The following is a 25,650-nucleotide window of genomic DNA, read 5'->3' on the forward strand; positions in this document are numbered from 1 at the left end:
AATTTGTATTTCAGTATCCGCTTCATTCTCGTTTCGTGTCCAAGTAACCAATCCTTTCTTCTCTTTTCTCAAAATAATCTTGAACCTCTTTTCTGGCATATTCGTTATGCTTTGCAATCCGACTATGCAAATCCTTAAAATCAAAGTGAAGTAAATCATTTTCAAGCTCTAAATATCTGCCCTCTAGTAATACGATGTGCTCATCCATATTTCTGTCTTCAACGTCTGCCTTTCCATGCTTAAAGGGTCTTAAAAATTTCAAAGGGTACATCCCGCCATGTCTTATGAAACGGCCCAGAAAATAATTTCTTCTCTTGATGAGGAACCCATTAACATTGTCATTTTCGTGTGCTTTGGTTTTTTCTTCTATCTCTATTGCTGTTTCTGGCGTAAGCCTTTCGTCTGCATCAATTCTCAATACCCATTTGGTTCTTATATTTGTGTTTTCCAACGCCCACTTAAACTGTTTGGAATGGTTTATAAACTCGTGCTGATATACATCAGCTTCCATTCTCTTTGCTATATCAACGGTATTATCAGTACTAAAACTATCGACAACAACTACTCTTTTTGCGATGCTTTTCACGGACTCAATACATTGAGGGATGTTTAATTCTTCGTTTTTAGTTAGGATTATAACAGTAAGGTCAGCCACTAAACCACCCTTTCTTCTCAGGTAGATGCTGGTATGTAAAACTGATAAAACGCCAAACATTCATTATTCTCTAAGAAGATACTCCTTTATTGCACTATTGCGAAAAGTATGTTTAAGTGTCCTCTTGCTTTGAACGAGTCTACAGTGATCCTCAAAAGAGTTGTCACAACAAACACCGCATACAACAGCTTTAGCGCAATAAATATGAGTGATATCTCGAGCTTGCTATTCCACAACTTAGAAAGACACCCCGATATCCCTAGCGTCTACCGGCAAAACCTCCTTAATTCTTATCATGCAGAGCTTATTGAATGATGGAGTGGACTCTTTCCTGAACTACCGACCATGCATACTGAGTTACTTTGTAAAACTCTCACCAACCTCTCCCCCAAACAACTCTGTTTACGTAGTCAGTGTAAGAAAGTATTATCCTAAGCACCTTTTCTGATACGTTAGGGACGAAGTAATCCCTTACTATTCTCAACGTATCCTTCTTTTGCGTTTCCAAAACCTCAAGCCCTTGCAGAATCCTTTCCTTCTTTAATCCAACCATCATAACAGCTGTTTCTTCCATTGCTTCTGGTCGTTCATGTGCTTGCCTTATGTTTAATGCCCTTAGACCTAGAATTGAGGCTTCCTCGCTTATTGTGCCGCTGTCGCTTAAAACAGCCTTTGCTTTTATCTGGAGCTTAACGTAGTCGGTAAAACCAAGAGGTTTAAGTGTTCGTATTAGGGGATTGAATTTAACTCCTTTTGCTTCTATCATTTTCCTTGTTCTCGGGTGCGTGCTGAATATGAGAGGCAATTTGTACTTTTCTGCAACGGCATTCAAACTTTCAACCAAATCCATAAAGTTTTCTTCTGAGTTTATATTTTCCTCTCTATGAGCCGAAACGACAAAATATTTTCCTTCCTCAAGTCCAAGCCTTTCAAGAATGTCGGATTTTTCAATATCATTCATTTTTGCTTGAATAACTTCATACATGGGACTACCCGTCTTGATTACTCTGTCTGGTGGAAAACCTTCCCTTATCAGGTATTCTCTTGAGATGTCGCTGTACGTTAAATTTATATCAGCTATATGGTCGACTATCCTTCTGTTAGTTTCCTCAGGCACCCTTTGGTCAAAGCACCTGTTTCCGGCTTCCATGTGAAATATTGGTATATGTCTTCTTTTGGCTGCTATTGCGGAAAGGCAACTATTCGTGTCGCCCAGCACTAAGAATGCATCTGGTTTTTCTTTTTCCAAAATAGGATCTATCTTTATGAGTATATTACCTATCGTTTCTACTGCTGAACCTGTTGCAGCATCCAAAAAGTAATCCGGTTTCCTTAATTCCAAATCTTTAAAAAATACCTCGTTTAATTCGTAGTCGTAATTTTGGCCGGTGTGTACTAATATATGTTCGATTGCTTCTGACTGGTCGAGTTTTTTAATAACTTGAGAAAGCCTAATGATTTCTGGTCTGGTTCCGACAACTGTCATAACCTTAAGCTTTTTCATATTCTATACCTCCAGGTAGTACGTGTCCGGTTTTTCTTTATCAAATGGTTCATTTGCCCACATGACTACGACCATATCAGTGTCGCCTAGATTTTGTATGTTATGTGTGTAGCCAGGGGGTATATCGACCACTTGCAATTTATCACCACTGACATAGTACTCGATTACTTCATCAGAATGTATGTTTCTAAATCTGATTACACCTCTTCCACTTACCACAAGGAATTTCTCAGTCTTCGTGTGGTGCCAGTGGTTTCCTTTGGTAATTCCAGGCTTTATTACGTTAACGGAAACCTGGCCTCTGTCAGGAGTTCTAATGAATTCAGTAAAAGAGCCCCTGTTGTCAACATTCATCTTTAGGTCATAGCCGAACTTATCCTTTGGCAAGTAGCTAAGATAGGTGCTGTAGAGTTTTTTTGTAAATTCATCACTCATATCTGGAATCGAAAGGTCTTCTCTGCTCTTCTTGAATGAGTATATTAAATCTGCGAGATCCCCGAGTTTTATTTTATACGTTTTTCTTATCTCACAAAAGTCTCCTACTCTGTTCTCTTTTTCCTCTAGCGCATTTATGAATTCTTCAACCACATCGTCAATGTATGCCAACGTCAGAACGACATTTGGATCGTTTATTTTTATAGGCAAATCGTTGGCTATGTTGTAGCAAAACGTTGCAACAACGCTATTGTAGTTTGGCCTACACCATTTACCAAACAGATTTGGAAGTCTGTAGATTAAGGTTTTGTTGCCATTTTCCCTTCCAAAAGCAAAAACCAAATCTTCTGCGGCTTTTTTGCTTCTTCCATAAGGATTGTCAAGTGCTGCTTGTATAGATGAACTCACAAGTATTGGAGATTTGTTATTGTACTTTTTTAATAGCCCCAGGAGTTCACTTGTAAAGCCGAAGTTCCCTTGCATGTACTCTTCCTCGCTCTGGGGCCTATTGACACCTGCTAAGTGGTATACAAAGTCACATTCCTTGACATACTCTTCTAAGAGGTTTTTGTCGGTATCTTTGTCGTATTCAAATATCTCTTTGTATCCCCTATTTCTAAGCTCCGCTATAAGATTTTTCCCGACAAATCCCTTGGCACCTGTAACGAGGATTTTCATCATTCCACCCCACTACGTCTTAGAACGAAGGCTCATTGTACGTAGGGCTTTCCAGCTCTCTTCTTACGTACTCTAACGTGAGAAGCTTTTCTTTAACCTCTTCAACAGTTAGTCTCCTTGTGTTTTCTGAGGTGTAATCGTAGTACTTGCTCAAGTCAGGCTCTCCAGTGTCGAAGTACTTCTCGTAGTATAAGTCTCTTGTGTCCATTGGAACTCTGAAAAAGTCACCCAAATCTTCTGCGATCATATGCTCCTCTTTACTCAACAAGGTTTCGTGCATTTTTTCACCGTGCCTGATACCTATTATACGTATTTCGTTATTCGCATTGAAGAGCTCAAGTAAAGCTTTCGCAAGATCACCAATCGTTGATGCTGGAGATTTCCGAACGAAGATGTCACCAGGATTTCCATTTTGGAATGCATAAAGAACAAGGTCAACCGCTTCGTCTATGCTCATGAGAAAGCGAGTCATGTTTGGATTCGTGATTGTGATAGGTTGACCAGTCTTGATTTGACGTATGAAGTGCGGAATGACGGAGCCTCGTGATGCCATGACATTACCGTACCTTGTCCCACAAATTAATGTCTTTTCTGGGTCTGCTTGTCGCGACTTGGCTCTTACTACTTTTTCCATGAGAGCTTTCGACATTCCCATTGCGTTTATGGGATACACCGCTTTGTCTGTCGAAAGGCATACCACCTTTCGAACACCAAATTCGATTGCTGCCGTGAGTACGTTGTCGGTCCCGATTATGTTCGTCTTAACTGCTTCCATAGGGAAAAATTCGCAAGAAGGGACTTGTTTCAGTGCCGCTGCGTGAAATACAAAGTCGACGCCTCGCATAGCTTTTCTTATGCTTTCTAAGTCCCGAACATCACCTATGTAGAATTTGATTTTGTCGTTTTTATAGAATCTCCTCATGTCATCTTGCTTTTTTTCATCGCGCGAGAATATTCTTATCTCTCGTATGTCTGTATCAAGAAACCTTTTCAAGACGGCGTTACCAAACGTACCGGTTCCACCTGTAATTAGCAAGACTTTGTCTTTGAATATGCTCATCCCTGGTAAACTGTTCGGTCCCATGTTGCTCCCTCCAAAATTGAAGATTTATTTTGCTTCTTATGTAAAATACCTGTCTACTCTATCTAACAACTCCTCTTTATTAAAGTTCTTACAATAATACTCGCGGGCATTATTCCCCAGTCGTTTTAGTTCATTGCTGGTCATATTGACCATTCTTACTATGTTCTCCGCTAGGCTATCAGCATCCCCGGCTGGTGAACATAGTCCTGCATTTGCTTCACTGACTATTTTAGCTGTTTCTCCATCCGCCGAGACCAGGATGGGGACCCCGCAAGCCATATAAGATTGGAGCTTTGCTGGTATTGTCATTGTGAAAATTGGATTATTTGTCAAGCATATCAAAGCTGCATCACATGCAGCCAGGAACTCTGGGATCCGCATTGCAGGCTGTTTATCAATAAAATTGAACATATCAGAAACCCCAAATGAATGTACCATATTGACTAATGTCTCTTTGTACCTTCCATCACCAACGATGTTAAAGCGCACTTGTCTCCCCTGCAGTTTATCTTTTAGTATCAGCGCTGCCTTTGGCAATATGTCCAGTCCTTGTGCAAGACCAATGTTACCGGCAAATATTATATTAAACGCACCATCATCCGGAATTTCTCTTATGCCTTTCTTCGGTAACGGTTTGTAAAAGTCCTCGGCATACTGAGGCCAGTATTCAATTTTCTCCTTTGGAACGCTTCGATTTGAAATTGCCTCAACGAAACTTCTCGAAGTCACAAAGATTCTTGTGCATCGATTATAAATGTAATCAACCACCTTACCTATGGCACCGATAATGTACTTATTACTTATACCAGTAACCGCTTGGAAGTTCTCAGGCCATAAATCCTGCACATATATGTAGCACGGAATTCTCCTTTTTCTTGCATACCATATTCCGGGTAAAGCCTGCATTATCGGTGATGTGGCAAATACGAATACATAATCTGCTTTAATCCTCGTAAATAGATTCCAAAAAAACCCGGATACAATGAATGATAAATAGTTGAAAGAAAGTGTTAGATGGTTCTTTCCTCTGGGAAATATGGGTAGCCGAATAATTTCCACACCTTCGTAGTTTTCTCTTCTTTTTTTGAACGGCCCATATCCAGTATAAAATTTGCCTTGAGGATAATTTGGTATACCCGTAATTACGGTTACTCTGTATCCCCGTTTAACCCATTCCACACATAGATCATTGATCCTAAATTGTTCAGGATAAAAGTGCTGAGAAATTACTAAGATGTGTCTTTTCATAAATGCGCTTGATTACCTCCACAAAGGCCTTGAACATCTAACTTTCAATCACTAATTGTACTTGAACGATATAAATCAGACAACTTTATCGTGCTTTACTCTGAAGAATGGGCTAGGGTTGTGTTTGATTAACATTTATTTAGAGCGGTTTTGAATTCTTCTGCTCTTAATACCAGTTTTTCAATGACTTTTAGACAAAAGACTCAAATTATAAATGACATAGGTGTTCAGCTTTCTTACGCTTAGAACGACCTCACTTCGCCCCTTTTCTAAAAATCAGCGTCTCAAGAGTAAGTAAAAAAATCTTTAAGTCCATAAATACATTTCTGTTCTTCACATAATACAAATCATACTCCGTCTTTATTTTGTACTCTTCCAAACTCGAAGAATGTTTGTAATTTATCTGCGCCCAGCCGGTGAGGCCTGGTTTGACTAAGAGGCGATAAGAATAGTACGGGATGTTAGGCTCCATCATTTTGTGATACTCTATCATCTCCGGACGAGGCCCTACAAGGCTCATTTCTCCTTTTAGTATGTTCCAGAACTGGATCGATTCGTCTATCCTTGTTTTGCGGATTATTTTGCCTATTTTGAGTGCTCTCTGTTCAATGTTTTTGTTAGGATTTGATACATCAATAGGTTCGTTCTTCAGTGAGCGAAGCTTTACCATTGTTAAGATTTTTCCATCTTTTCCTACTCTTGGCTGTCGGAAGAAAATTGGACGTCCGTCCTCTATCGCTATCCAAATTGCCGATACTAATATAACTGGCGAATACACCACTAACCCGATTATCGAAAGTACAATATCCATTACTCTTTTAGCCGGTGATTCTTGAACGTTGCTGAAGTAGACTTTGTAGTAGTCTTCGAATTTCTGCATCACTTCCAGCGGGATTCTTTTCAGTACTTTTTCAGCCAAGTTCGGTAGGTATTCAACTTTGTGCGTTTTTTTGATGTTATCTAATTCTTCTTCTATTTCTTTTTCCAGTTCCGGATCTGCGATGAGAACGCTGTCGTATTGGAGAACTTTTTCTTTGAACACAACAGGTGTTGGATTGATGAAATCAGCGAACTGGTATTTTCCTTTGGATTTTTCTTCTATTTCTTTAAGTATGTGGTATATTTCGGATTTTCTACCAACTACAAGGTATCGTATTGGTTTTCTTGTTTTAGCAGTTATTTTTTCAATAGCGTAGTTGATGAATGGCACAATGAAAGCAAGTGTGAATTGAGATATCATCAAGTTTCGGGAGCTGAATGATAGCTCAAATGCTTTGCAAACGCCCAACAGAAAGAGTGATGCAAATGTGGTTCCAAGAACGCTTCTAACCAAAGATTCGTTTATGTCTTCTGCGTGTTCGTAAAATCTAAATGCGTAAAGTGCCAGTACTGTAATGATTGGGAATAAAAGTGATGCAAGGATGCTATTTGTGGTGATATAGGTCATTACAAGAAACGTAAGATAACTTGCCAGTATTTGTGGTGCCAAGGGCTCGCCCCCTTGTCTGCTCATATATTTTACCTCATTAAAACAATTAAGGCAAGATTGTATGAATATCACGAGAGATATAGTTTTTTTCAGTTTCAGTCCTTGCTAACCCAGAGTAAGTTAAGTTCTTTCATTGTGTAAGCTGTTAGTAAATCTTTCTTCGTTGAGATTTTTGGTTTAGCTACTAAGAAGTTCTTTGCCGAGAATTCGGCTGTGTACTTTGCTTCAGCAGATGAGACGTCTAGTGTTATTATGAAAATTGTATCATATTCTCCGTTAAGATTTACTAATTTTTCTTTAAATTTCGGGCTGAGTGTCAGATAATCGCTGTCGTCTTCAGTTTTTAAAACGATCCAAAGGTTTTCACTGTATTCGGGTAAGTTCTTATCCGATTTCTCTGATACGAATTTGGATATACTTATCGCCTTTTCTTTGCTGACGTTCAGGCCCAGTTCACCGGCGGTATCGATAAGGACTGTTCGTCTTCCAAGTGCTGCTGAAAGTTTTGCAAGTTCAAAAGCAATTTGGTTTTTTTCTGGTATTTTGCCTGCGGAGGTAATGTGTGTGATTTTGTTTGAATCACTGGTTTCAAAGGTATGAACTAGTGTGTTTTTGAGTGCTTCTGAGTTCTTTTTGGCATCGAAAGGATTGGTGTAGTCTATGGTTTCCTGTCCAAGTAAGCTAACAACTTGTTGTTTGTCCAAAATTCTTTGGTCTGTTGCTTCGCGCAGGAATGCCGCAAGTATGCCAAGGAATATGCCAAGAACTCCTCCGACGGCGAGTGTGAGCTTTTTGTTCGGCTTGGCTGGTTTTTCTGGGATGTACGGTTCGTCGATAACAACAGGTACGTTGAAATTCATTCCCGCTGTTGAGAGGCGGAGTTCTTCTTGTTTGGCTTTTAGTGTTGCATAAACTTGCTGTTTTATTGTTTGCTCGCGCTGCAAAGCAACGTATTCACGCTGTATTTCCGGGAATTTTTCGAGTTTCTTATCAAGTTCTTCCTTGGCTTTTTGAAGTCCTTGGAGCGTTGCTTTTAAGCTTTCCCTTTCTGTAATTGCTTTGGAAAGGGAAGCGTACAACTCACTGAGAGCTGGATCCTGCGTCTCAAGCTTTGCGTTTGTTATTCTTGAGAGTTCATCGTTGATCATCTTTTTTACAACCTCTATTTTTTCTGTTACTTCTTTAACAGCGGGTGCTTCTTCTGTGTATTTTAGCAGTAGTGAGTTGCGTTCTATTTCGAGCTTTGATAGTTGTTGTTTCAGTTCTTCAAGCTGTCTACTCGATGGAGTGTACGACTGTGTTGAAGCCATTCCTTTGACTTCTGAAATTCTCTTATTAAGTGAAGCGATAACCTCTTCCGTGGACTTTATATTAAGCTCAGTGTTGACGATGTTCTTGCTTATATCACTATAGGTAGTCATGAGCTGCTTTACTTCTTCAGTTGGCACAAGAGATTTCTCCTTTTGGAATTTCTGAAGTTTTTCTTCAATCTCCGCAAGTTCTTTCTCAACTATTGGAAGCTGCTGTTGAACAAAGTCATACAGGTATGAGTTTTCGTCTTTGTTGAGTTCTTTTGCGATGTCAATATAGTTCTTTATTATTGACTGTACGATGTTGTAAGCAAGCTGTTTATCATCAAGTTCAACTGTAATTTGAATGAGTGAGGTGTTTTTTTGCGAAGATGCCTTTACGATATCTTTGTACAGCTTTTCAATAACTTGGTTTTCTGATAGCTCGTCTTTGGCTTTGTCTTTTGTTTTGCTTTTAAAGTAGTCTAAAAGGTTTAGCTCATTAACAACGTTTTTTAAGACCCTTCTGCTTTTTATTATTTCAATCTGCTCATCAACTCCCGGAGCACTCGTTGAACCGCCAAGCAACACTGCAGCAGCGCCCAAGTTGATTCCAGAAGCACTCTTCGCAGGTATTTTAATCGTTGCGCTGATGCTGTATATTGGTTTTGCGATAAAGAGCAGGTAGAACAGCGTAATCAGACCCGTGATCACTGTTACAAAGACTATTATGCCTATACGTCGTCTTAGAATCTGGAACAAGTCGCTAAGTGTTATTTCTTCGCTGGTTTGAATTATTTGTTTATCTTCCATCTAACCATTCCTCCCCTATTCGACCCGTGTGAAGATCTGGTTTTTGCAATAGTGCTATTCCAATTTTCTACTTTCCACCAAATAGATTCGTTGTGTAAGTATAGAATCCTATTAAGCTTGTTATTACAGGTAACCAATCGAGTGCAGTCTTCCAAGGATCAGAAGGTACAAAGACAATGTCCCCGCTCTCAAGTACTGGATTGTTCTTGATTACTCCACCAGTCAATGCAGCTGAAAGATCCACACGTATTGGGTTACCTTCAACACCGCCTTTGTATAACCACACGCTTGATGGAGCTGCTTTTTGTGTGAACGACCCTGCTTGCAGTACAGCTTGTAAGACCGTTGTCCCATCGGTTAGCCTGACTATACCGGGCTGATTGACCTCACCGAAGACGAAGACGTAGTTTTGAAGAACGTCTAATACTTTGATGACGTCTCCCGGTCTAACGTTGTAGCCTCTTGCTTGTGCGAGGTCTTTTAGTTCAATAACCTGTTTTTCTCCACCACGTGTCAACTCAAATTTCCTGTAGTTCTTGTCAACACCAACTTTGGTGAGCACTTCGTACAGTGTTGTAGTTCTGTCAAGGTACATCATTTCAGGTCTGCCATCCTGACGTATTATGTAAACGTAGTTCTCTTTATCGACATCGAACAGAAGGATGCTGTTATTTGTCAGTTTGAGATTCGTGTATTCGTCCCATTTGACCTGCTCGACTTTTTCCCCACTCACTATGGTTATATTCCTGCTCACACCTTCTTTGATTCCACCAAGTTTTCCGATGAGCGTTCTCATGTCGAATTCTTCGCTCTGTTTGAATGTAAAGAGTCCGTTCGGTACACCTTTTCCAAAAACATACACTCGATTCGGTTCTTTTTCGGTCACGTAGACGAAGTCACCATCTTCGAGTTGCGCGTTTTCAATACCTCTGAAGATGTTTGCTGCGTCGTATTGAGCTAACAATTTGCCGTCGCGGATGATTAGGACTTTGTCTGATATGTAGTATGCCTCTGGATCAACTATCAGCCCGCCGAGTTTGGCAAATAGTGTTTTTAAATCAGGTGTTTCGTAGTAATCAAATTGCACTCTGCCGGTGTTTCTGATGTATCCCATTGCCGTTACAAAGACTGGCTTCTTGAGTTGGACGTTAAGAATTGCACCTTTTGGTATTGATATATCGGATGTGAAGTTCACATTTGTTCCATCAAGGGTTATGCTTTCGATTCTTCTAAAATCACTCAAGCCAACCTTAGCAAGGATCCTTTGGATTGTTATTGGTTCGTTAAGTGCGAACGTAACATACGAAGATATATCGCCAATAAGGTAGACGGCGTTGACGTCTGCTTGTTTGAAGACGACAGTGTCGTTTCTTTCAATTACTGAGTCTTTGAGGCCGTAGAGTAAGTCGTTTGATGAATAGACAGTTTCTTTGCCATTGCGTACAAGTGTAACCTGTTCGATGTTTTCTGGCGTGTTAACAAGCTTTTTGAAGATGTAGCTAAGAGTTTTTGGCTCATAGTAAGACAATTGAACAACACCGGGCATGCCAGAACCTGTTACGTAAACTAGGAACGGTTCGTATGAAATAAGAACGGTATCACCGAGTGAAAGTGGAATATCTTTATTAGAATAAACAACATCTTTGAGTGCAACAGTCGTGGCGTTATTAATTATTGCTTGACCTTCATTTTCCACATCTGGAGATGAAAGTCCGATTTTGTTAATAAGGGTTTTTAGTGTCTTTGGTTCCTGTGGTTCAAATACGATTTTTCCTTTTGCATTTGCATATCCTTGGACATAGACGTAGAATTCTGCATACCTTCTTATCTCTACCTTATCACCATTGTTCAACATATAGCTTGCAGCTTTCGATATGTCAGCTGGTTGTCCATTTATCGTTACACTCTCTATCCATTTTTGTTCATTTACTGGTATTCCACCAAGTTTTGTCAACAGCCCTTCGAGTGTCTTTGGTTCATCTGGTTCGAATGATACTATGCCCGGTTTGTAATCACCTGTGACATACACTCTGAATTCTGGGTATTTCTTGATTTCGACACTGTCGTTGTTTGAAAGTGTGTAATCATCGAGCTTTGCCAGGTCCACAAGTTTGTTATTTATCTTTATCCATTCTATCCATTTGAGCTGGTCTGTCTTTAAGCCACCTACTTTCGTAAGTAATGTTTTAAGTGTCTTTGGTTCAGTTGGTTCAAAGACAATCACACCTGTAGAGAAATCTCCTGTTAGGTATACTTTAAATTCTGGGTACTTTACAACGTTCACGATAGAACCCGTTTGCAACAGGAGATTTTCTGATGATTTAATGATATCTGGTTTGTATTCTCGTGTTTTCCCATCAGGGGTTGTTATTGTGATTTTTTCTATCCATTTTTCGTTATCTGGAGAGATGCCACCAGATTTGGCAAGTGCGTATGCAAGAGTTAGAGGTTCTGTTGAAAGGAAAGTTTTTGGACCAGGAGAAGGCACAAAGCCAACAACGTAAATGAATCGTTCTTCACGCTTTGGGATGTATAGTGATGAACCAGACAAAATTGGGTAATCGATTTTTCCACTAATAACATCCTCGAGGTTTACAACTATTGTCTTTCCTGAAATCGTAAGGTATGAACTTTCGAGGACCGCTTTTTCTTTATCAAGTGTTCCGAGACGTAAAATTAATGTTTTTAAAGTCATGCCAGGCTCGTATCTGCCAATGTAAGTGTAAGCACCGCTGACTTGGATTGTTTGGTTATATTTCAAAGGCGGGAAGTAAATTACGTCACCTTCTTGGAGCTTCGGGTCGTCTGTGATGGTCCCATCGTAAAAACACGAAAGCATATTCAGCGTTTGCGTTTTTCCTGCTCGTCTCAGTTGAATTGTTTCAAAGTCTATCTCAGACGACGGGGATAGCCCCAAGAGTGCGAACAGCTGGGTTAGAGTGACTTCTTTGTAGTTCGAAATATCAAATATACGGTTGATAGCTCCTTGGAGGTATACGTACATAGGTCCGTAGTCGACAACGTAAACGGTAACAACGGGGTCTTTTATAAACCTGCGCACTGTCTGTTCGATTATCGATTTGATTTGGTCTGTAGTAAGTCCCACAACTTTCACATTCCCGGCGTATGGATAAGGAATCGTTCCATCAAAAGCTACCTTAACCGTCCTACTGAATTCGGTTTGACCAAAAACTTCGATAGCAATAGTATCTCCTACCCGAACGGCGTAGGCAAAAATAGTAGTTAGTGTGAGCAGTAAGATTGTACCAATGAAGACTTTTTTCATGCCTTGTGTACACCCCTTTTTATGTTTAATTTTAAACTACTATACCATTAGATTATACCATGTCCAAACAAACTTCCAAAGAATTTTTCAATCAAACACCCTCAACGCCTCTGAGGGTGGAATCTTCTGCGATATACTCGCAGGAAGTGAGACAAATATTATTGTAATTCCAAAAACGCCAGCTAAGGTTACAAATACTTTCCAAAACGGTATCACTACCTTGAATGAACTGAGCAAAGGTTGGACAAAGGCAACGAGGTCTTTGACAACGAATATGCTTGCGAGTATCGCAACGATTGTTGCAATGAGTACTATAGCCACTGCTTCGTAGATGAACATTCGATAAACTACTTTGCTATCCGCCCCTATGGCTCTTAGCATACCGATTTCTTTCTTACGCGCATAAACGTTTCTAAAGGTAATTATTGCCAAGCCGGCAAAACCAGCGATAAAGCCGAGTTGGAAAAGCTGCAAAGATAAGTCAACAAGGTTGTTGATAGATGCGTATAGTTTTTCGATTTCTCCGGTTATATAAAACGCACCGTCAAGCTTTCTTGTGACAAATTCTTGGGCTTCGAGTGCCTTTTGTGGGTCCTTGATAACACCTGCGTAACCGCTGATGGCACCGAAGAATTTTTTGTTTCTCCAGATGAGAACGCCGTCCATGGGGAGCAAGGTTTCCTGGGGGTCGTAGACACCTTTTATGTAAAGCGTTTCAACAATTTTTGGTGAGATGCCAGGCAAAACACCTTTTAAAACCATTGTGACTTCTACGCCAGGAGTTTTTAGGATTTTGTTTGACAGGTACAATGTTTTATCTGGTACTTTTGACCAGTTTTCTTTTCGGATATCGTTCATTAACTTTTCACTCGGGAGCTTTAGGTGTTGGAATATTCTCTCGTCTGAAACGATTATTGTGTACTTCTTTTTGTCATTTGGGAACGATGCTTGGACAAGTTGGATAGGAACAAGTGCTTGGAATTTTGAGACGAATTGTTCATCGTTGAGGTATTTGTAGGAACCGAAGAATGTTTTAATGGGGTTTTCAACGATGATGAAGTTGTAACCAAACGCGCCTTCTTCCTTCTTTTCTTTTATGTATTCAGAAATGCTCGTTGGAACTATTGCACTCACAAGAATTAAAATAAGTGTGACGGCGTATATTACAAACATCGCAAAGTTGCGCATTTTGTGTTTGTCGATGTAAGATAACGCCAAAACAACGGACACATTTTTGAAGCGTTCGAAAAACACTTTGGCATATGGGATGAAAGCAAAGATAGAGTATATACTTCCAACAAGCACAAAACCTGAGCGGATAAGTAAATCTTTCGCTCCACCAGAGCCTACAAGAGGGTAGACCGAAGCAAGGATGGAAAGTCCGTATATAAATGTGACTAAGGAATTGCGGTAGAATAGAGGAACGATGGAAAGTAATCCCAAAAGTGCGTAGACGTACGATGTACGCAAAAGAAAGAGGAAAAGAAGAATTCCTGCAATCGCAACGAAAACTTTCTTTACTTTTCCTTTCTTTTTCCTTTTTTCAACAGGTCTATCACCATACAGTTCGGATGGGGAAATTTGGGAAAATTCCATGCTACGGTAGGCAAGGATAATGATAGGAACAATCATGGCAATAAGGATACCAAGGACGATGGTTGAGAGCGATATGCTGAAAGGTATTCTATCCTGGACAAATGCAAAGAGCTGGTCTTCTCTTCTGAATGAGTTGATTTTATCAAGTAGGTAGATACCGAAAAATATCCCAGCAACTGCACCAACGATTTCTGAAGATATCAGGTAAAGCAATCCTTCAACAAATAGGACTGAGAACATGCGAAGACTTGTGTAACCCAACGCCCTTAATACACCAAGTGAACGTTTGCGTTCCTCAACGATAATGCCAAAGAACGAGGAGACGAAAAGAAAGCTTGAAATAACTGTGAACCCGGAAAATCCAATGAAGAGATAGCCGATAATTTTATTCAACGGGGAAGTTGATAATCTGTATTTGCCAGCGGTGATTCGTATTGAGCCTTCTTTCCCTTCCAATTCTTTAGCAAATGTTTTGTGTTGTTCGACGAGCAAATTCGTGGAGACAAAATAGACGTTCGGGTCTTTCAATGGATAAACGCCGTATTCTTCAAAATAACTTTCTGGCAAAAAGATAGTCCCGTTTGCCGAGGCTGTTTCGCCACGAAAATTGAGTATACCTTTACCAAAGGCTCCAATTTTGATGTTGAAAGAGGTTTTCGCCGTGATTATCTCTATCTCATCACCGATGTTAATTCCAAATGCTTTTGCTGTATCTTCACTGATGGTGAACGGCTGAACCTTCTGCCCAAGAAATTTTTCAAAGTTCTTGTTAATCGCTATTGCAAATAGGTCAACGTATTTTCCTTTTATTCTAGCAGTTACTTGGGCAAGTTTGACAGGGACGTATTTTTTTACTTGAGGGTATTGCTTGAGCAATGACTCGACAGATTCTGCATTAACAGCCTTTGGCAAGAATATCGTGTCCGCCTTATCTTTGATTATTAAATCAACTTCCCCGAAGTTTTTCGTAAGTTTTTCATGCAAATAAGCGGAAACAGAATCATTAAGAGAAAGGCCACCAACAAGGAGCATGGTGGCCACCATCGTGCCAAGGATTGCAAGTAAGCCTACTTTCCAGTGTTTGATGAAGTTTCTGAAGGAGATTTTTAATATCGTGTCGTAAATTTGTCTTATCATGGTCTCATTCCTTAATATTTTTAGTCTTCTTCGGCGAGTTTCTGGAGTAACCTTAAGTATCTGCTACGTGAAGGATGTCTGAGTTTTCTTAGCGCTTTGACTTCTATCTGCCTTATCCTTTCACGAGTGACACCGAAGTACTGACCGACTTCTTCAAGTGTTTTGGGCTTCCCATCGAGTATACCGTACCTCATCTTTAAAACCATCTTTTCTCTGTCGTTGAGTGTTTCCAATAATTTATCGATTTCTTCTTTCATGAGCGTTCTTATTGCTTCTTTCTTAGGTGAACCAACGGATTCGTCGGCAACAAAATCAGCCATAGAAGAGTCTTCTTCTTCGCCTACAGGTGTTTCCAAAGAGAGTGTTTCAGGAGTTGATTGCAAGATTTCCTCTATTTTTTCAACCGGTTTTCCAACCTGTTCGGCGATGTATTCTAGAGGTGGTTCTTCTCCATGCTCTTGCATGTATTCTCTTTTTATTTTTTGTATTTTGTTTATTGTTTCAACCATGTGGACGGGTACCCTGATTGTTCTTGCTTGGTCAGCTATAGCCCTTGTTATCGCCTGTCTAATCCACCAGGTTGCGTATGTGGAAAATTTGTAACCTTTTGACCAGTCGAATTTTTCAACTGCTTTTATCAATCCCAAGCTACCTTCTTGGATAAGGTCGAGGAAAGAAAGTCCCTTACCGAGGTATCTTTTTGCCATACTGACAACAAGTCTAAGGTTTGAGATGATGAGTTCTTCTTTTGCTTTTTTGTCGCCCATCTGGGCTCTCTGAGCAAGCCTGCGTTCTTCAGATGGTGTAAGCAATCTGATTTTTCCAATATCACGTAGGTACATTTTTATTAAATCCTTGGGTTCTGTGCTGTCGAATACCTCAGGACCTTCGCTTAGGTAACTTTTCAATTCTTCTTCCATGTTGGCAAAATCAGTTGTATCTCTAATTTCTATTTTGTTCTTTTCAAGTGTTTCGTAAACAAGATCCAAATTACCATCGACTTCCTCACTTTCCCCTGGTGGGAATGTGCGGTCAATGTCGTCGTATGTGATGTATCCTTTCCTTTTACCGAGTTCGATGAGCTTCTCGAGCTTTTTCTGTAGTTCGGTGTTCTCTTTTACCGCTGTTTTTGACATACAAAAACACCTCCTCACCATTTTGAGGAACTTTATTTTCATTTTTGATTTTTTATTTTCATCTTCTGCCGGACCAGTTCTGTTCTGGCTTTCAAAAGTATGCGCTTTTCTTCATCGGATGTAACTTTTAAAACGAGGGAGTCGATTTCCGCAATGCGTTTGTCAATACGCCTTAGCTCGAGGTCTTTCTTAATGTATTCCACTATTTTATCATCGACTTCGAAATCAATTTTGTCAAACACCTCTTTAACATACTCGCCCATATGTTTAGACAACGAATCTAACGAAACGTTCAAATCTTTTGCGATTAAAAAGAATTCTCTTGCCTTTCCCTCGAGCAAATCTGGGGTGAATTCAATTTGTTTGAATAATTCTGGGTAGTTGAAATACATGTAAACAAGGTAATCTTCCGTTGTTGGGACTTTTTTGACAGGTGTTTTGGGAAGTTGGATGTTTTGGTGCTGATAGCTTCTGTATTGCAGATTGTATTGATTATTCTGACCACCTTGTTTTTGTGCTTGTTCAGATACAAGTAAGCTTTTTAATTCTTCCTTCATCACACCCGCTGTTACGCTCGCATACTCGTAAAATTTCTCCAAGCTTTTGGGGTTAGATGAGAACAAACGTTCCCAGTTTCTGAGAATTTTTATGAAAGTATTGAACCCACTTGGGTTGGATAAATCGTATTGTTTTGCCAAGCTTTCAACAACGAATTGCTCGGCACCGATGCTGTTGTCAAGGACTTTGACAAGACCTTCCACTCCAAGTTTCGAGTATGTTTCATCGGCATCTTTTGCTTGTTCAAATTTTGCAATGGCAACGTTGAATCCTTCAGGTATGAGCATCTCTAAGCTTCTCAACGCTGCTTTAATCCCAGCGCTATCTGAATCGAAAGCAAGAACAATGTTTGGTGTAAGTTTTTTGAGTTTATAAATATGCGATTTTGTCAGCGCTGTTCCGAGTGTTGCAACCGCGTTCTTTATACCGGCTCTGTGAAATGCCAAAGCATCAAAGTATCCTTCGCAGATAATTGCGTAATCTACTTGCTTTATGTATTCTTTCGCAAAGCTGAACAGATAGAGTGTGGAGGATTTTTTGAAAAGTAACGTGTCTTGCGAATTGAGGTATTTTGGAACGCCTTCACCGATGAGTCTACCACCGAATGCAATGACCCTACCAAAATCATCGGCGATAGGTATGATAAGTCTACCAGCAAATGGGTCTGTGTTTGAAAAGCCGAATTTTTCTAGCTCTTCTTTGCTTAGTCCTAATCTTTGCGCAACTTGCTGTGGGAGTTTCGAATCGACAGGTGAAAAGCCGAATTCATACAAAGAAATTTCCCGCGCATCGTAGCCACGTTTTTTTAGATATTCAATTACATTTTGATTTTGACTTAGTCTGGATTTGTAGAGCTGATGGAGTTCTTTGTAAAATGCGTAGTATTTCGTTCTGACTTCGTCTTCTTCTGTAAACGAAACAGTTATACCTACACGTTCACCAAGCTTTCGAACCGCTTCCACGTACGAGATGTTTTCAATCTCTTGGACAAACTTGATAACATCACCGGAGGCTCCGCAACCGAAACAGTGGAATATCTTTTTTTGTGGGCTTACGTAAAACGAAGGGGTGGTCTCAAGATGAAATGGACAAAGCCCTCGGTAATTTGAACCCACTTTTTGGAGGTTCACGTATTCCGAGATAACCTCAACAATGTCGTTCTTCTCCCGAATTCTTTCGATTATATCCCTTGGTATCATACCCTTCACCGCCCCTTTCTCGAAGCGGGGGAAAGAAAAAGATGAGTGACAGAAAATGGAAAAATCATGAAAATAAAGGTAGCAGATGGAACACGCCATCCGCCACCTGATTTGTAGTCTCGTAGATCGTTAACAGCAAAGTGTAAGTGGAATTTGAGACTTCCAAATTAACGTTTGGAGAATTGTGGAGCTCTTCTTGCTTTCTTGAGACCGTATTTCTTTCTTTCGACCATTCTTGGGTCTCTTGTAAGGAATCCTTTGTCTCTGAGTGTCTTTCTGAGGTCTGGATTGAATGCAACGAGTGCTCTTGCCAAACCAAGCCTGACTGCTCCGGCTTGTCCGTTCTTACCGCCACCTTCGACCCTGATTTGGATGTCGAATGTACCCTCAAGACCTGTTACCTTGAGTGGTTCAATCGCGTGCATTGTCCAGACTTTATTTTCAAAGTATTCATTGAAATCGTTGTAGACTTTGTCGTTTATCTCTATCTTCCCTGTCCCTGGTCTGAGGTAAACTCTGGCAGTTGAAGTTTTCCTCCTACCTGTGCCCATGTAGATTTCAGCCATTTATTTCCCTCCCTATCAGAGAAGTTCTACCTTCTCAGGTTTTTGCGCTTCATGTGGGTGTGTTTCACCAGCGTAGACCTTCAATCTCTTGAATTGGTGTCTGCCGAGTGTTGTCTTTGGAAGCATTCTTTTGACCGCAAGTTCGATGAGTCTTTCAGGGTGTTTTTGGAGAATTTGTTCTGCGGTTTGTGATTTAAGTCCACCAGGGTATCCTGAGTGGTGGTAATAGACTTTCTGCTTGATTTTCTTACCTGTGAGTTTTACTTTTTCTGCGTTTATTACAACAACAAAATTGCCGTTGTCATAGTGTGGAGACCATGTCGGTTCGTTCTTGCCTTGGAGCAAGAGCGCTATTCTTGTCGCAAGCCTTCCAAGTGGCTTGCCTGCTGCATCGACAAGATACCATTTTCTTTCTACTTTTTTCGGGAATGTGGTTTTCTGTATTGGTAATGGCCTTGCCATTTTGTTTTCCTCCCTTCACTTTTCACTTTCTTCGTTTCGACTGTCATTATTCAAATATTTTCTCAATTCGCTCTCTAATTAAGGCAGTTACAACCGCATCTATTGAGAATTTTATCGCGTTAAAACCTGCTATGTACGGTAAATATTTCAGTGTCTCTTTGAGTGGGATTTTCCAGTAGAACGGAACAACTACCATATTGAGAACGGTCATTACACCTGAAACTACGAGCACACCAACTACGTAACCAATTATCTCGAATACCCTATTTTCCCTAATTCGGTAGATGTAGATAACCGGTAACAGGAACGAAACACCTGCTGCAAAGTTCATCATGATGCCTACAATATCTCCGGATTTCAGTAAATAAAAGAGTATATCTTTGATTAATAACACCAAAATTCCGTCGATGGGTCCAAAAATAAATCCTGCAAGCAATGGAAGTATATCGCTTGGGTCGAATTTTAAGAAATTCACCGATGGAAATATGGGAAGTTCTAAGAACATGAGTCCGGTTGCTAGTGCAGACATTATTCCAATTGTTGCAATTCTTACCGCAGAACTGTTCTTCATACTGTGTTCCCCCTTCGATGGGAAGAAGTTGGGGTTCTTATTGTTCTTCGACAACCGTTACGTATCTTCTGTTGTTCTTTTCGACAATCTTCACAATACCGTCTTTGAGTGCGAAGAGTGTGAAGTCTCTACCCATTCCAACGTTCTGACCGGGCCAGAATTTTGTGCCTCTCTGTCTGAGTATTATGTTCCCTGCGATGACTCTTTCACCATCGTATTTCTTGAAACCCAAGTATTTTGGATTGCTGTCTCTTCCGTTTCTGCCTGCGCCACTGGCTTTTGCAAAGAGTTGTATATTAATGCGCATCATCGTTCACCTCCACTCTGACGTATCTTGGATACTGACTTGCGATATCTTCCAGTGTTTTTCTAAGTTCTTCTACGAATCTTTGCGAGATATTGTCTTTCGGAATCTTTTCAACTTTCAGGTATCCTTCTTCAATTTCTAACTGCGCTCCGTCTTCACTCAACGCCCTCGCCGTATGCTGAGAAACCGTACTTACCGCCGCGCAGACTATGTCTTTTCCCTTCTTTGCATACAACGCATGTCCTGAGATTTCAAATGCTTCATAGAAGCCTTTTAATACCTTAAACTTGCACACAATCATCTTATGTGATTATTTCACTTCTATCTTTTCAATCTTGATAGTGGTGTACCACTGTCTGTGCCCTTTGATTGTCTTGTGGCCTTTTCTTGGAATGAACTGCCCAACGAGCACTTTTCTTGCCCTTGCGTGTTCGACAACAGTTCCTGTAACCTTTACGTTTGTGAGGTATGGTTGTCCAACAAGGACTTTACCATCGTCTGTTTTGACCATGACAACTTTGTCAAGCTCGATGGTTTCACCTGGAGCCACGTTGAGCTTTTCTGTGTGTAGTAGTTGTCCAGCCTCGACTTTGTACTGTTTTCCACCACTTTCCACTATCGCGTACACAAAGTTCACCTCCCTGAGTGTTTTACAGGTACTAAAACAACGTAGGTTGGAGACGTGCGGGGAATCCCCAACCGTTTAAGACGCGTTTTAAGTACCCGTTTTTTGCATATGAAACTTGCATACGTGTATTATTTTACCATTGAGGAAAGTTTTTCAAGAAAAATTTTCGTTAATATATGCTTACAGAGATGTTGCTAACCAATCAGGCGGGATAATTAAAGTTTCTTAATTGACGGACGATAATTTGTATGGTAAAATTCATTCAGTGAATGAATATTTTAAAATTCTTGAGCGAGTGTGGGATAATAAAGCTGGCTGGAGGGATGAAGATGAGTTTGTATGAAAAGATTCTAAGCAAGGAAGCGGTTGTCGGTGTAATTGGAATGGGGTATGTGGGACTGCCTTTGGCGGTTGAGAAAGCAAGGGCGGGCTACAAAGTTGTTGGGTTTGATATACAGCAAAAGCGCGTTGATATGATTAACAGAGGGGAAAATTATATCGGTGATGTTGATGACAACGAGTTGAGAGAACTTGTCCAAGCAAAGAAGTTAAGGGCGACTACTGATTTTGATGAATTGGGAAATTGTGATGTGATAAGTATATGCGTGCCTACACCACTTGATAAGTTCAAGCAACCAGATTTGAGTTATATAACCAACAGTGCGAATGAAATAAAGAAAAGGTTGAGAAAAGGGCAGCTTGTTGTTCTTGAGAGTACAACGTATCCGGGCACAACGGAGGAGGTTGTCCTACCAATTTTGCAAGAAACAGGACTAAAGGTTGGAAAGGATTTTTATCTTGCTTTCAGTCCAGAACGTGTTGACCCAGGTAACCCGAGGTACAAGACGAGGAATACGCCCAAAGTCGTCGGTGGAGTTACCCCAGAATGCACAAAGCATGCCGTTGCATTGTATGAAAACGTGCTCGAAGCTGGCGTTTTCCCCGTTTCTTCACCAAGGGCAGCAGAGATGACGAAGATATTGGAGAACACATTCAGACTTGTGAATATCGCACTTGTTCAAGAAATGACAAAGGTTGCTGAAAAGATGAAAATCAATATCTGGGAGGTTATCGACGCAGCGGCAACGAAACCGTTCGGTTACATGCCGTTCTATCCTGGACCTGGTATTGGCGGGCATTGTATACCCATTGACCCGTTTTATCTTGTATACAAAGCGAAGGAATACGACCTGCATATGATGCTTGTGGAAGTGGCAGGAGAAATTTCCGATAGTATGCCATATTACGTTGTTGATAGGCTTACTGACATATTTAACGAAAGAAAGCAGTGTTTGAACGGAAGGAATATTCTGCTTCTTGGAGTTACCTACAAGGGGAATATAGACGATTTGAGGGAAAGTCCCGCGTTGAAGGTGATTGAAATACTCGAAAAGAAAAAGGCAAACGTGTTCTACTATGACCCATTCGTCCCTGAATTCACTCACAAAGGAAAACAGTACAAGAGAATTGAACTAACAGAAGAGAATTTAAAGAAGATGGACGGGGCTATTGTAACATCCGGACATACGATTGGTATCGATTATGAGTTTGTTGCAAAGAACGTGCCATTTGTGTTTGATACAAAGAACGTGACCAAAGGAAAGTATGAAAACGTGATATTGCTTTGATATATGTGATATAACTAATTTGAATCCAATTTTAGGCAGCACACCCTCAATTTCGAGGGTGTGTTGTTTTTTGGTTTGTGATATAATTTAGTAGACGAAGAGTAGCATGAACAGTTTTACGGAAGGGGGATATAAATGGTCTATCTGAGAGTTTTTTCTTCGAAAATAACTAAAGTTTTCTTCGTTATGTTTGTTTTGTTAGTGGTCTTGAGTTCGTGCGTAAATCCTTCAAACTCTAAGAAACCAGAACTTCTATCACCCAGAAACAACGAGGCTAATTTGAATTTCAACAACGTAAAGCTAACCTTTAATACCCCAACAAATGGTGAATATGAAGTGATAGTCAGAGAAAACGGCACAGGAACTACGGTCTTCACCCAAGTTGTTAGCGGTGGGCAAGGTATCCAGGTAGATGTTCCCAAAGGTAGGTTAAAACCTAATACTACCTACCGCTGGTATGTTAGGCTCAAGGGAAACGATTCAGTTGCAAGTGAATATTGGAACTTTAGAACTAAAGAAAATTCTGTGCCGATTGTATTAAATCTAAAACCTGATAAGACCTCTGGTCATCCTTTTGGTGCTCTGGCGCTAACATGGAGCGCAAGTGATCCGGATAACGATGACCTGAAGTTCTATGTGAAGGTGTATGAAGCTGGGAAAGATAAACCAGTTTTTGAAACAATTGTAGCCACAAACTCAGCCGTCGTGAAGGACCTGAAACAGTTAGCAAGTTACGAATGGTCAGTTCAGGCAGAAGATCCCTGGGGAGCTAAAAGCGAGCTAATCGTTGCAACATTTACAACGAAGCAGAACGAGGCACCGGACAGAATAGAACTACTTAATCCACGCGATGGAGAAAGAGATGTAAAGTTCAACAATTTAACACTCCGTTGGCAAGGATACGACAAAGATTACGAAGATTTGAAATATAGCGTCTCAATCAATGACAGTCAGAACCTGCTCAGTAATTCAACACTTACAGAATTCACGGTTACAGGGCTAAAACCAAGCACTACGTACAAACTAACAATAACTGCGATAGATAAGTACAGTGAAACAAAAACGCAGAGTTTCTATTTCACAACTAAAGCAAATACACCGCCTGATAAACCAACGCTAATTGCTCCAGAAAATGGAGCGAAGTTGAACTTTGCAAAGATCTCTAGTGTTAATTTCCAATGGAGCTCGGCAAGTGACCCTGATGAGGATGAAGTTAGCTATGAGTTTGTTGTAGTTTCTGAAAACAAGGTTGTGCTGAGAAAGAGTCCTGTGCTTGGTAACAGTATCAGTCTGAATGTCTCTGGTGTGTTTGAAATTGGAAAGACTTACACCTGGTATGTCTTAGCAAAAGACCCACACGGTGGAAGCACAAAGAGCGATGAATTTACGTTTACCACTTACAGGAACAATCCACCAACGGTTCCTACATCACCATATCCATCGGATAAGGCTGATAATCTCCCTAATAGAATCCCGAGGTTTTCATGGGTATCAGAAGACCCAGACGGAGACCAGTTGAGGTATGATATTTATCTGGGTGAAAATCCTGATAATCTGCAACTGCTGGCAAGTGGACTAACGACAAGTGTCTTTGAAACACCAAGGCTCTTCGAGTTTGGAAAGACGTACTATTGGAAGGTTGTGGTCTCGGATGGATACAACCCACCAGTGGAAGGTCCAATCTGGAGTTTCAAAATAACTGACAAAGACGAGCCACCGACAGCACCTGAGCTTTTGTTACCAACAAACAACTCAAAAAACGTCGCTTTCAACAACGTTACGTTGCGATGGAAAGCAAGTACGGATAAAGAAACTAGCGACCCAGCACAACTGGTGTATTATCTCTACATAGGTCAGCCTGACCAGATGACGCTCTATGCAACAATAACAGGCCAAACTAGTTCTGAAATTTCGCATGTTGTTGCAGGGCTTTCGCCAATCAAGACATACTACTGGAGAGTTGAGGTTAAAGATACGTTTGGTAATTATGCTTACAGTACCACTTGGAACTTTACAACGAAACCAAACGAAGCGCCCGACTTCCCATCAAATCCAAACCCGGCAGATGGAAGTGTAATTTCTTCGTCAAACACACCGACAACCATAATTCTTAGTTGGGGATGTTCTGATCCAGATGGAGATAACCTGACTTATGAGATTTACATCGCACGAACAAACGATTTTACCGGTGTGGAACCGATAAGAACTTCTCAAAGATCTATCCAAGTTACATTGAACGAACCAGGTCTGTATTACTGGCGTGTTGTTGCAAAAGACCCACATGATGGAGTAACAGAAGGAAAGGTTTGGAGATTTGAACTAAAAGTTCAGTAGTAGTCATTTGTAATCAAAATAAGCATGCCGTGGCAAACGCCACGGCTTTTTGAAAGATAGTGTTAACTTGTAGTGATGAAAGAGTGTAAGTGTGAAAGAATGCAATTGATATTGCCATTGTGTGTTTTCCAAAGATTCTTCACTACACAAAATCCTTGAATATATTTCGCTAAATTCTTCGTATTCTTCAGCCCTCGCTTGAGTCGGAAAAAGTCTTTCAACAATGAAAACTTAGATTCACATTGATTGTTTTTACCGAGCGGTACCACTACGTGATTGATATTTCTGAACAACAGCTTTACTGCACTTTCATATGCACCAAGTCCATCAGTAATAAGTTCAATGTTTCTAGGTTTTGAATTACCAAAGAACTTCTCGAGCAATACTTTGACTTGTCCCATATCACGATACTTTGAGACATGCCAACAAAGAATTAAGTTAGTTTCGTGATCAACTAATAGCCAAACATAGTACTTTTGTTCTTTGAACACAAGAACAGTTTCATCAGCATGAACTGAGAAAACATTTTCGATGGTAAATGTTGGGAAAAGTACAGAGAATAAAGTACACAATTTAATAACCCATTTGTATATGGTGACATGAGATACTTTGATATTAAGAGAATGAGCAAGAGAGCGATAAGACATATTGTGCTTCATATACAAAACGAAAGCCTTTAAGACGAAAAAGAGAGGAAAGCGGAAATATTTAAAGTTCTCAGGAATAAAAGTGACTGGTTCAGGAAAGTTAAAAGGTACTCTATCTTTGGTATGACGGGTTCTACAACGGAAAACAACGAAAGAGCGACGGACTTTGTGAATTTCCATAGCTTTACCACAAGAAGAGCATTTGGGATATGGGAAAGGAAAGTTTTTGCGTTTTTGAGAATGGGAAAGTTTGAAGGAATGATGGCAGAGTTTGCAAAGGAATTGTTGGTTACCGTATTTGTCGTGACCGTTTTTGTATAGGCTGGTGGAACCGCATTTTGGACAAGAGAGTGTTGAGTTGTTCATATCGGGATACCTCCTTTGTCGAGAGTTGGTTGGG

General features: G+C 40.3%; 20 protein-coding genes. 2 read left to right on the forward strand and 18 right to left on the reverse strand.

What is annotated here, in order from left to right; genetic code table 11:
* Nucleotides 1-22 precede the first annotated feature (22 nt).
* The 17 genes from JM64_RS01700 to rplU form a co-directional block, all read right to left on the reverse strand.
* Entirely contained in the window at nt 23-715 is a 693-nt protein-coding gene (locus tag JM64_RS01700) for a glycosyltransferase family 2 protein (RefSeq protein WP_197473445.1), read from the reverse strand.
* A gap of 313 nt (nt 716-1,028) precedes the next feature.
* Nucleotides 1,029-2,159, reverse strand: a complete 1,131-nt coding sequence (gene wecB / locus JM64_RS01705) for a non-hydrolyzing UDP-N-acetylglucosamine 2-epimerase (protein ID WP_064011229.1) — start codon at nt 2,157-2,159, stop codon at nt 1,029-1,031.
* Between the two features lie 3 nt (nt 2,160-2,162).
* On the reverse strand, nt 2,163-3,272 hold the full coding sequence (locus JM64_RS01710) for a capsular polysaccharide biosynthesis protein CapF (RefSeq protein ID WP_064011230.1): 1,110 nt from the start codon (nt 3,270-3,272) through the stop codon (nt 2,163-2,165).
* 19 nt (nt 3,273-3,291) lie between these two features.
* Entirely contained in the window at nt 3,292-4,356 is a 1,065-nt protein-coding gene (locus JM64_RS01715; RefSeq protein WP_269446856.1) for a polysaccharide biosynthesis protein, read from the reverse strand.
* A 36-nt stretch (nt 4,357-4,392) separates the two neighbouring features.
* On the reverse strand, nt 4,393-5,604 hold the full coding sequence (locus tag JM64_RS01720; protein WP_064011231.1) for a glycosyltransferase family 4 protein: 1,212 nt from the start codon (nt 5,602-5,604) through the stop codon (nt 4,393-4,395).
* A gap of 253 nt (nt 5,605-5,857) precedes the next feature.
* Nucleotides 5,858-7,117 (reverse strand): sugar transferase, encoded by a 1,260-nt coding sequence (locus tag JM64_RS01725; protein ID WP_064011232.1) that lies wholly within the window; start codon nt 7,115-7,117, stop codon nt 5,858-5,860.
* A gap of 71 nt (nt 7,118-7,188) precedes the next feature.
* The gene (locus JM64_RS01730) at nt 7,189-9,195 is read right to left on the reverse strand and encodes a GumC family protein (protein ID WP_064011233.1); all 2,007 of its coding nucleotides are present in this window, start codon (nt 9,193-9,195) and stop codon (nt 7,189-7,191) included.
* 67 nt (nt 9,196-9,262) lie between these two features.
* Entirely contained in the window at nt 9,263-12,481 is a 3,219-nt protein-coding gene (locus JM64_RS01735; RefSeq protein WP_064011234.1) for a polysaccharide biosynthesis/export family protein, read from the reverse strand.
* Between the two features lie 87 nt (nt 12,482-12,568).
* Nucleotides 12,569-15,214, reverse strand: a complete 2,646-nt coding sequence (locus tag JM64_RS01740) for an ABC transporter permease (RefSeq protein ID WP_064011235.1) — start codon at nt 15,212-15,214, stop codon at nt 12,569-12,571.
* Nucleotides 15,215-15,234: 20 nt separating this feature from the next.
* On the reverse strand, nt 15,235-16,350 hold the full coding sequence (gene rpoD / locus JM64_RS01745; RefSeq protein ID WP_014450729.1) for an RNA polymerase sigma factor RpoD: 1,116 nt from the start codon (nt 16,348-16,350) through the stop codon (nt 15,235-15,237).
* Between the two features lie 38 nt (nt 16,351-16,388).
* Entirely contained in the window at nt 16,389-18,107 is a 1,719-nt protein-coding gene (gene dnaG / locus JM64_RS01750) for a DNA primase (protein ID WP_064011236.1), read from the reverse strand.
* Nucleotides 18,108-18,274: 167 nt separating this feature from the next.
* Nucleotides 18,275-18,673 carry a 30S ribosomal protein S9 gene (gene rpsI, locus JM64_RS01755; RefSeq protein WP_014450727.1) on the reverse strand — a complete coding sequence of 133 codons (399 nt, stop codon included), beginning with the start codon at nt 18,671-18,673 and terminating at the stop codon, nt 18,275-18,277.
* 15 nt (nt 18,674-18,688) lie between these two features.
* On the reverse strand, nt 18,689-19,135 hold the full coding sequence (rplM, locus tag JM64_RS01760) for a 50S ribosomal protein L13 (protein WP_014450726.1): 447 nt from the start codon (nt 19,133-19,135) through the stop codon (nt 18,689-18,691).
* A 46-nt stretch (nt 19,136-19,181) separates the two neighbouring features.
* Nucleotides 19,182-19,706 carry an ECF transporter S component gene (locus tag JM64_RS01765; RefSeq protein ID WP_014450725.1) on the reverse strand — a complete coding sequence of 175 codons (525 nt, stop codon included), beginning with the start codon at nt 19,704-19,706 and terminating at the stop codon, nt 19,182-19,184.
* Nucleotides 19,707-19,743: 37 nt separating this feature from the next.
* Entirely contained in the window at nt 19,744-20,013 is a 270-nt protein-coding gene (gene rpmA, locus JM64_RS01770) for a 50S ribosomal protein L27 (RefSeq protein WP_041262745.1), read from the reverse strand.
* The gene (locus JM64_RS01775; RefSeq protein WP_014450723.1) at nt 20,003-20,314 is read right to left on the reverse strand and encodes a ribosomal-processing cysteine protease Prp; all 312 of its coding nucleotides are present in this window, start codon (nt 20,312-20,314) and stop codon (nt 20,003-20,005) included. Before JM64_RS01775 ends, rpmA begins: the two co-directional genes overlap by 11 nt.
* 9 nt (nt 20,315-20,323) lie before the next feature.
* A complete protein-coding gene (gene rplU, locus JM64_RS01780) occupies nt 20,324-20,641 on the reverse strand; it encodes a 50S ribosomal protein L21 (protein WP_014450722.1) in 318 nt (105 codons plus the stop codon).
* A 329-nt stretch (nt 20,642-20,970) separates the two neighbouring features.
* Here rplU and JM64_RS01785 point away from each other — a divergent pair, with 329 nt between their 5' ends.
* The gene (locus JM64_RS01785; RefSeq protein WP_064011237.1) at nt 20,971-22,269 is read left to right on the forward strand and encodes a nucleotide sugar dehydrogenase; all 1,299 of its coding nucleotides are present in this window, start codon (nt 20,971-20,973) and stop codon (nt 22,267-22,269) included.
* Between the two features lie 135 nt (nt 22,270-22,404).
* A complete protein-coding gene (locus JM64_RS01790; RefSeq protein WP_064011238.1) occupies nt 22,405-24,603 on the forward strand; it encodes a fibronectin type III domain-containing protein in 2,199 nt (732 codons plus the stop codon).
* A gap of 62 nt (nt 24,604-24,665) precedes the next feature.
* Here the strand turns inward: JM64_RS01790 and JM64_RS09930 are convergent, their stop codons facing one another.
* Nucleotides 24,666-25,616 (reverse strand): DDE-type integrase/transposase/recombinase, encoded by a 951-nt coding sequence (locus JM64_RS09930; RefSeq protein WP_064011239.1) that lies wholly within the window; start codon nt 25,614-25,616, stop codon nt 24,666-24,668.
* Nucleotides 25,617-25,650: the final 34 nt, after the last annotated feature.

It is taken from the genome of Fervidobacterium pennivorans (genome assembly GCF_001644665.1).
Taxonomy (GTDB): Bacteria; Thermotogota; Thermotogae; order Thermotogales; family Fervidobacteriaceae; genus Fervidobacterium; species Fervidobacterium ngatamarikiense.

What these genes read in the sequence shown, in the direction of transcription:
- JM64_RS01700 (WP_197473445.1), bottom strand. Translation starts at nt 715, where the DNA reads ATGTTTGGCGTTTTATCAGTTTTACATACCAGCATCTACCTGAGAAGA.
- wecB (WP_064011229.1), bottom strand. Translation starts at nt 2,159, where the DNA reads ATGAAAAAGCTTAAGGTTATGACAGTTGTCGGAACCAGACCAGAAATC.
- JM64_RS01710 (WP_064011230.1), bottom strand. Translation starts at nt 3,272, where the DNA reads ATGAAAATCCTCGTTACAGGTGCCAAGGGATTTGTCGGGAAAAATCTT.
- JM64_RS01715 (WP_269446856.1), bottom strand. Translation starts at nt 4,356, where the DNA reads ATGGGACCGAACAGTTTACCAGGGATGAGCATATTCAAAGACAAAGTC.
- JM64_RS01720 (WP_064011231.1), bottom strand. Translation starts at nt 5,604, where the DNA reads ATGAAAAGACACATCTTAGTAATTTCTCAGCACTTTTATCCTGAACAA.
- JM64_RS01725 (WP_064011232.1), bottom strand. Translation starts at nt 7,117, where the DNA reads ATGAGCAGACAAGGGGGCGAGCCCTTGGCACCACAAATACTGGCAAGT.
- JM64_RS01730 (WP_064011233.1), bottom strand. Translation starts at nt 9,195, where the DNA reads ATGGAAGATAAACAAATAATTCAAACCAGCGAAGAAATAACACTTAGC.
- JM64_RS01735 (WP_064011234.1), bottom strand. Translation starts at nt 12,481, where the DNA reads ATGAAAAAAGTCTTCATTGGTACAATCTTACTGCTCACACTAACTACT.
- JM64_RS01740 (WP_064011235.1), bottom strand. Translation starts at nt 15,214, where the DNA reads ATGATAAGACAAATTTACGACACGATATTAAAAATCTCCTTCAGAAAC.
- rpoD (WP_014450729.1), bottom strand. Translation starts at nt 16,350, where the DNA reads ATGTCAAAAACAGCGGTAAAAGAGAACACCGAACTACAGAAAAAGCTC.
- dnaG (WP_064011236.1), bottom strand. Translation starts at nt 18,107, where the DNA reads ATGATACCAAGGGATATAATCGAAAGAATTCGGGAGAAGAACGACATT.
- rpsI (WP_014450727.1), bottom strand. Translation starts at nt 18,673, where the DNA reads ATGGCTGAAATCTACATGGGCACAGGTAGGAGGAAAACTTCAACTGCC.
- rplM (WP_014450726.1), bottom strand. Translation starts at nt 19,135, where the DNA reads ATGGCAAGGCCATTACCAATACAGAAAACCACATTCCCGAAAAAAGTA.
- JM64_RS01765 (WP_014450725.1), bottom strand. Translation starts at nt 19,706, where the DNA reads ATGAAGAACAGTTCTGCGGTAAGAATTGCAACAATTGGAATAATGTCT.
- rpmA (WP_041262745.1), bottom strand. Translation starts at nt 20,013, where the DNA reads ATGCGCATTAATATACAACTCTTTGCAAAAGCCAGTGGCGCAGGCAGA.
- JM64_RS01775 (WP_014450723.1), bottom strand. Translation starts at nt 20,314, where the DNA reads ATGATTGTGTGCAAGTTTAAGGTATTAAAAGGCTTCTATGAAGCATTT.
- JM64_RS01785 (WP_064011237.1), top strand. Translation starts at nt 20,971, where the DNA reads ATGAGTTTGTATGAAAAGATTCTAAGCAAGGAAGCGGTTGTCGGTGTA.
- JM64_RS01790 (WP_064011238.1), top strand. Translation starts at nt 22,405, where the DNA reads ATGGTCTATCTGAGAGTTTTTTCTTCGAAAATAACTAAAGTTTTCTTC.
- JM64_RS09930 (WP_064011239.1), bottom strand. Translation starts at nt 25,616, where the DNA reads ATGAACAACTCAACACTCTCTTGTCCAAAATGCGGTTCCACCAGCCTA.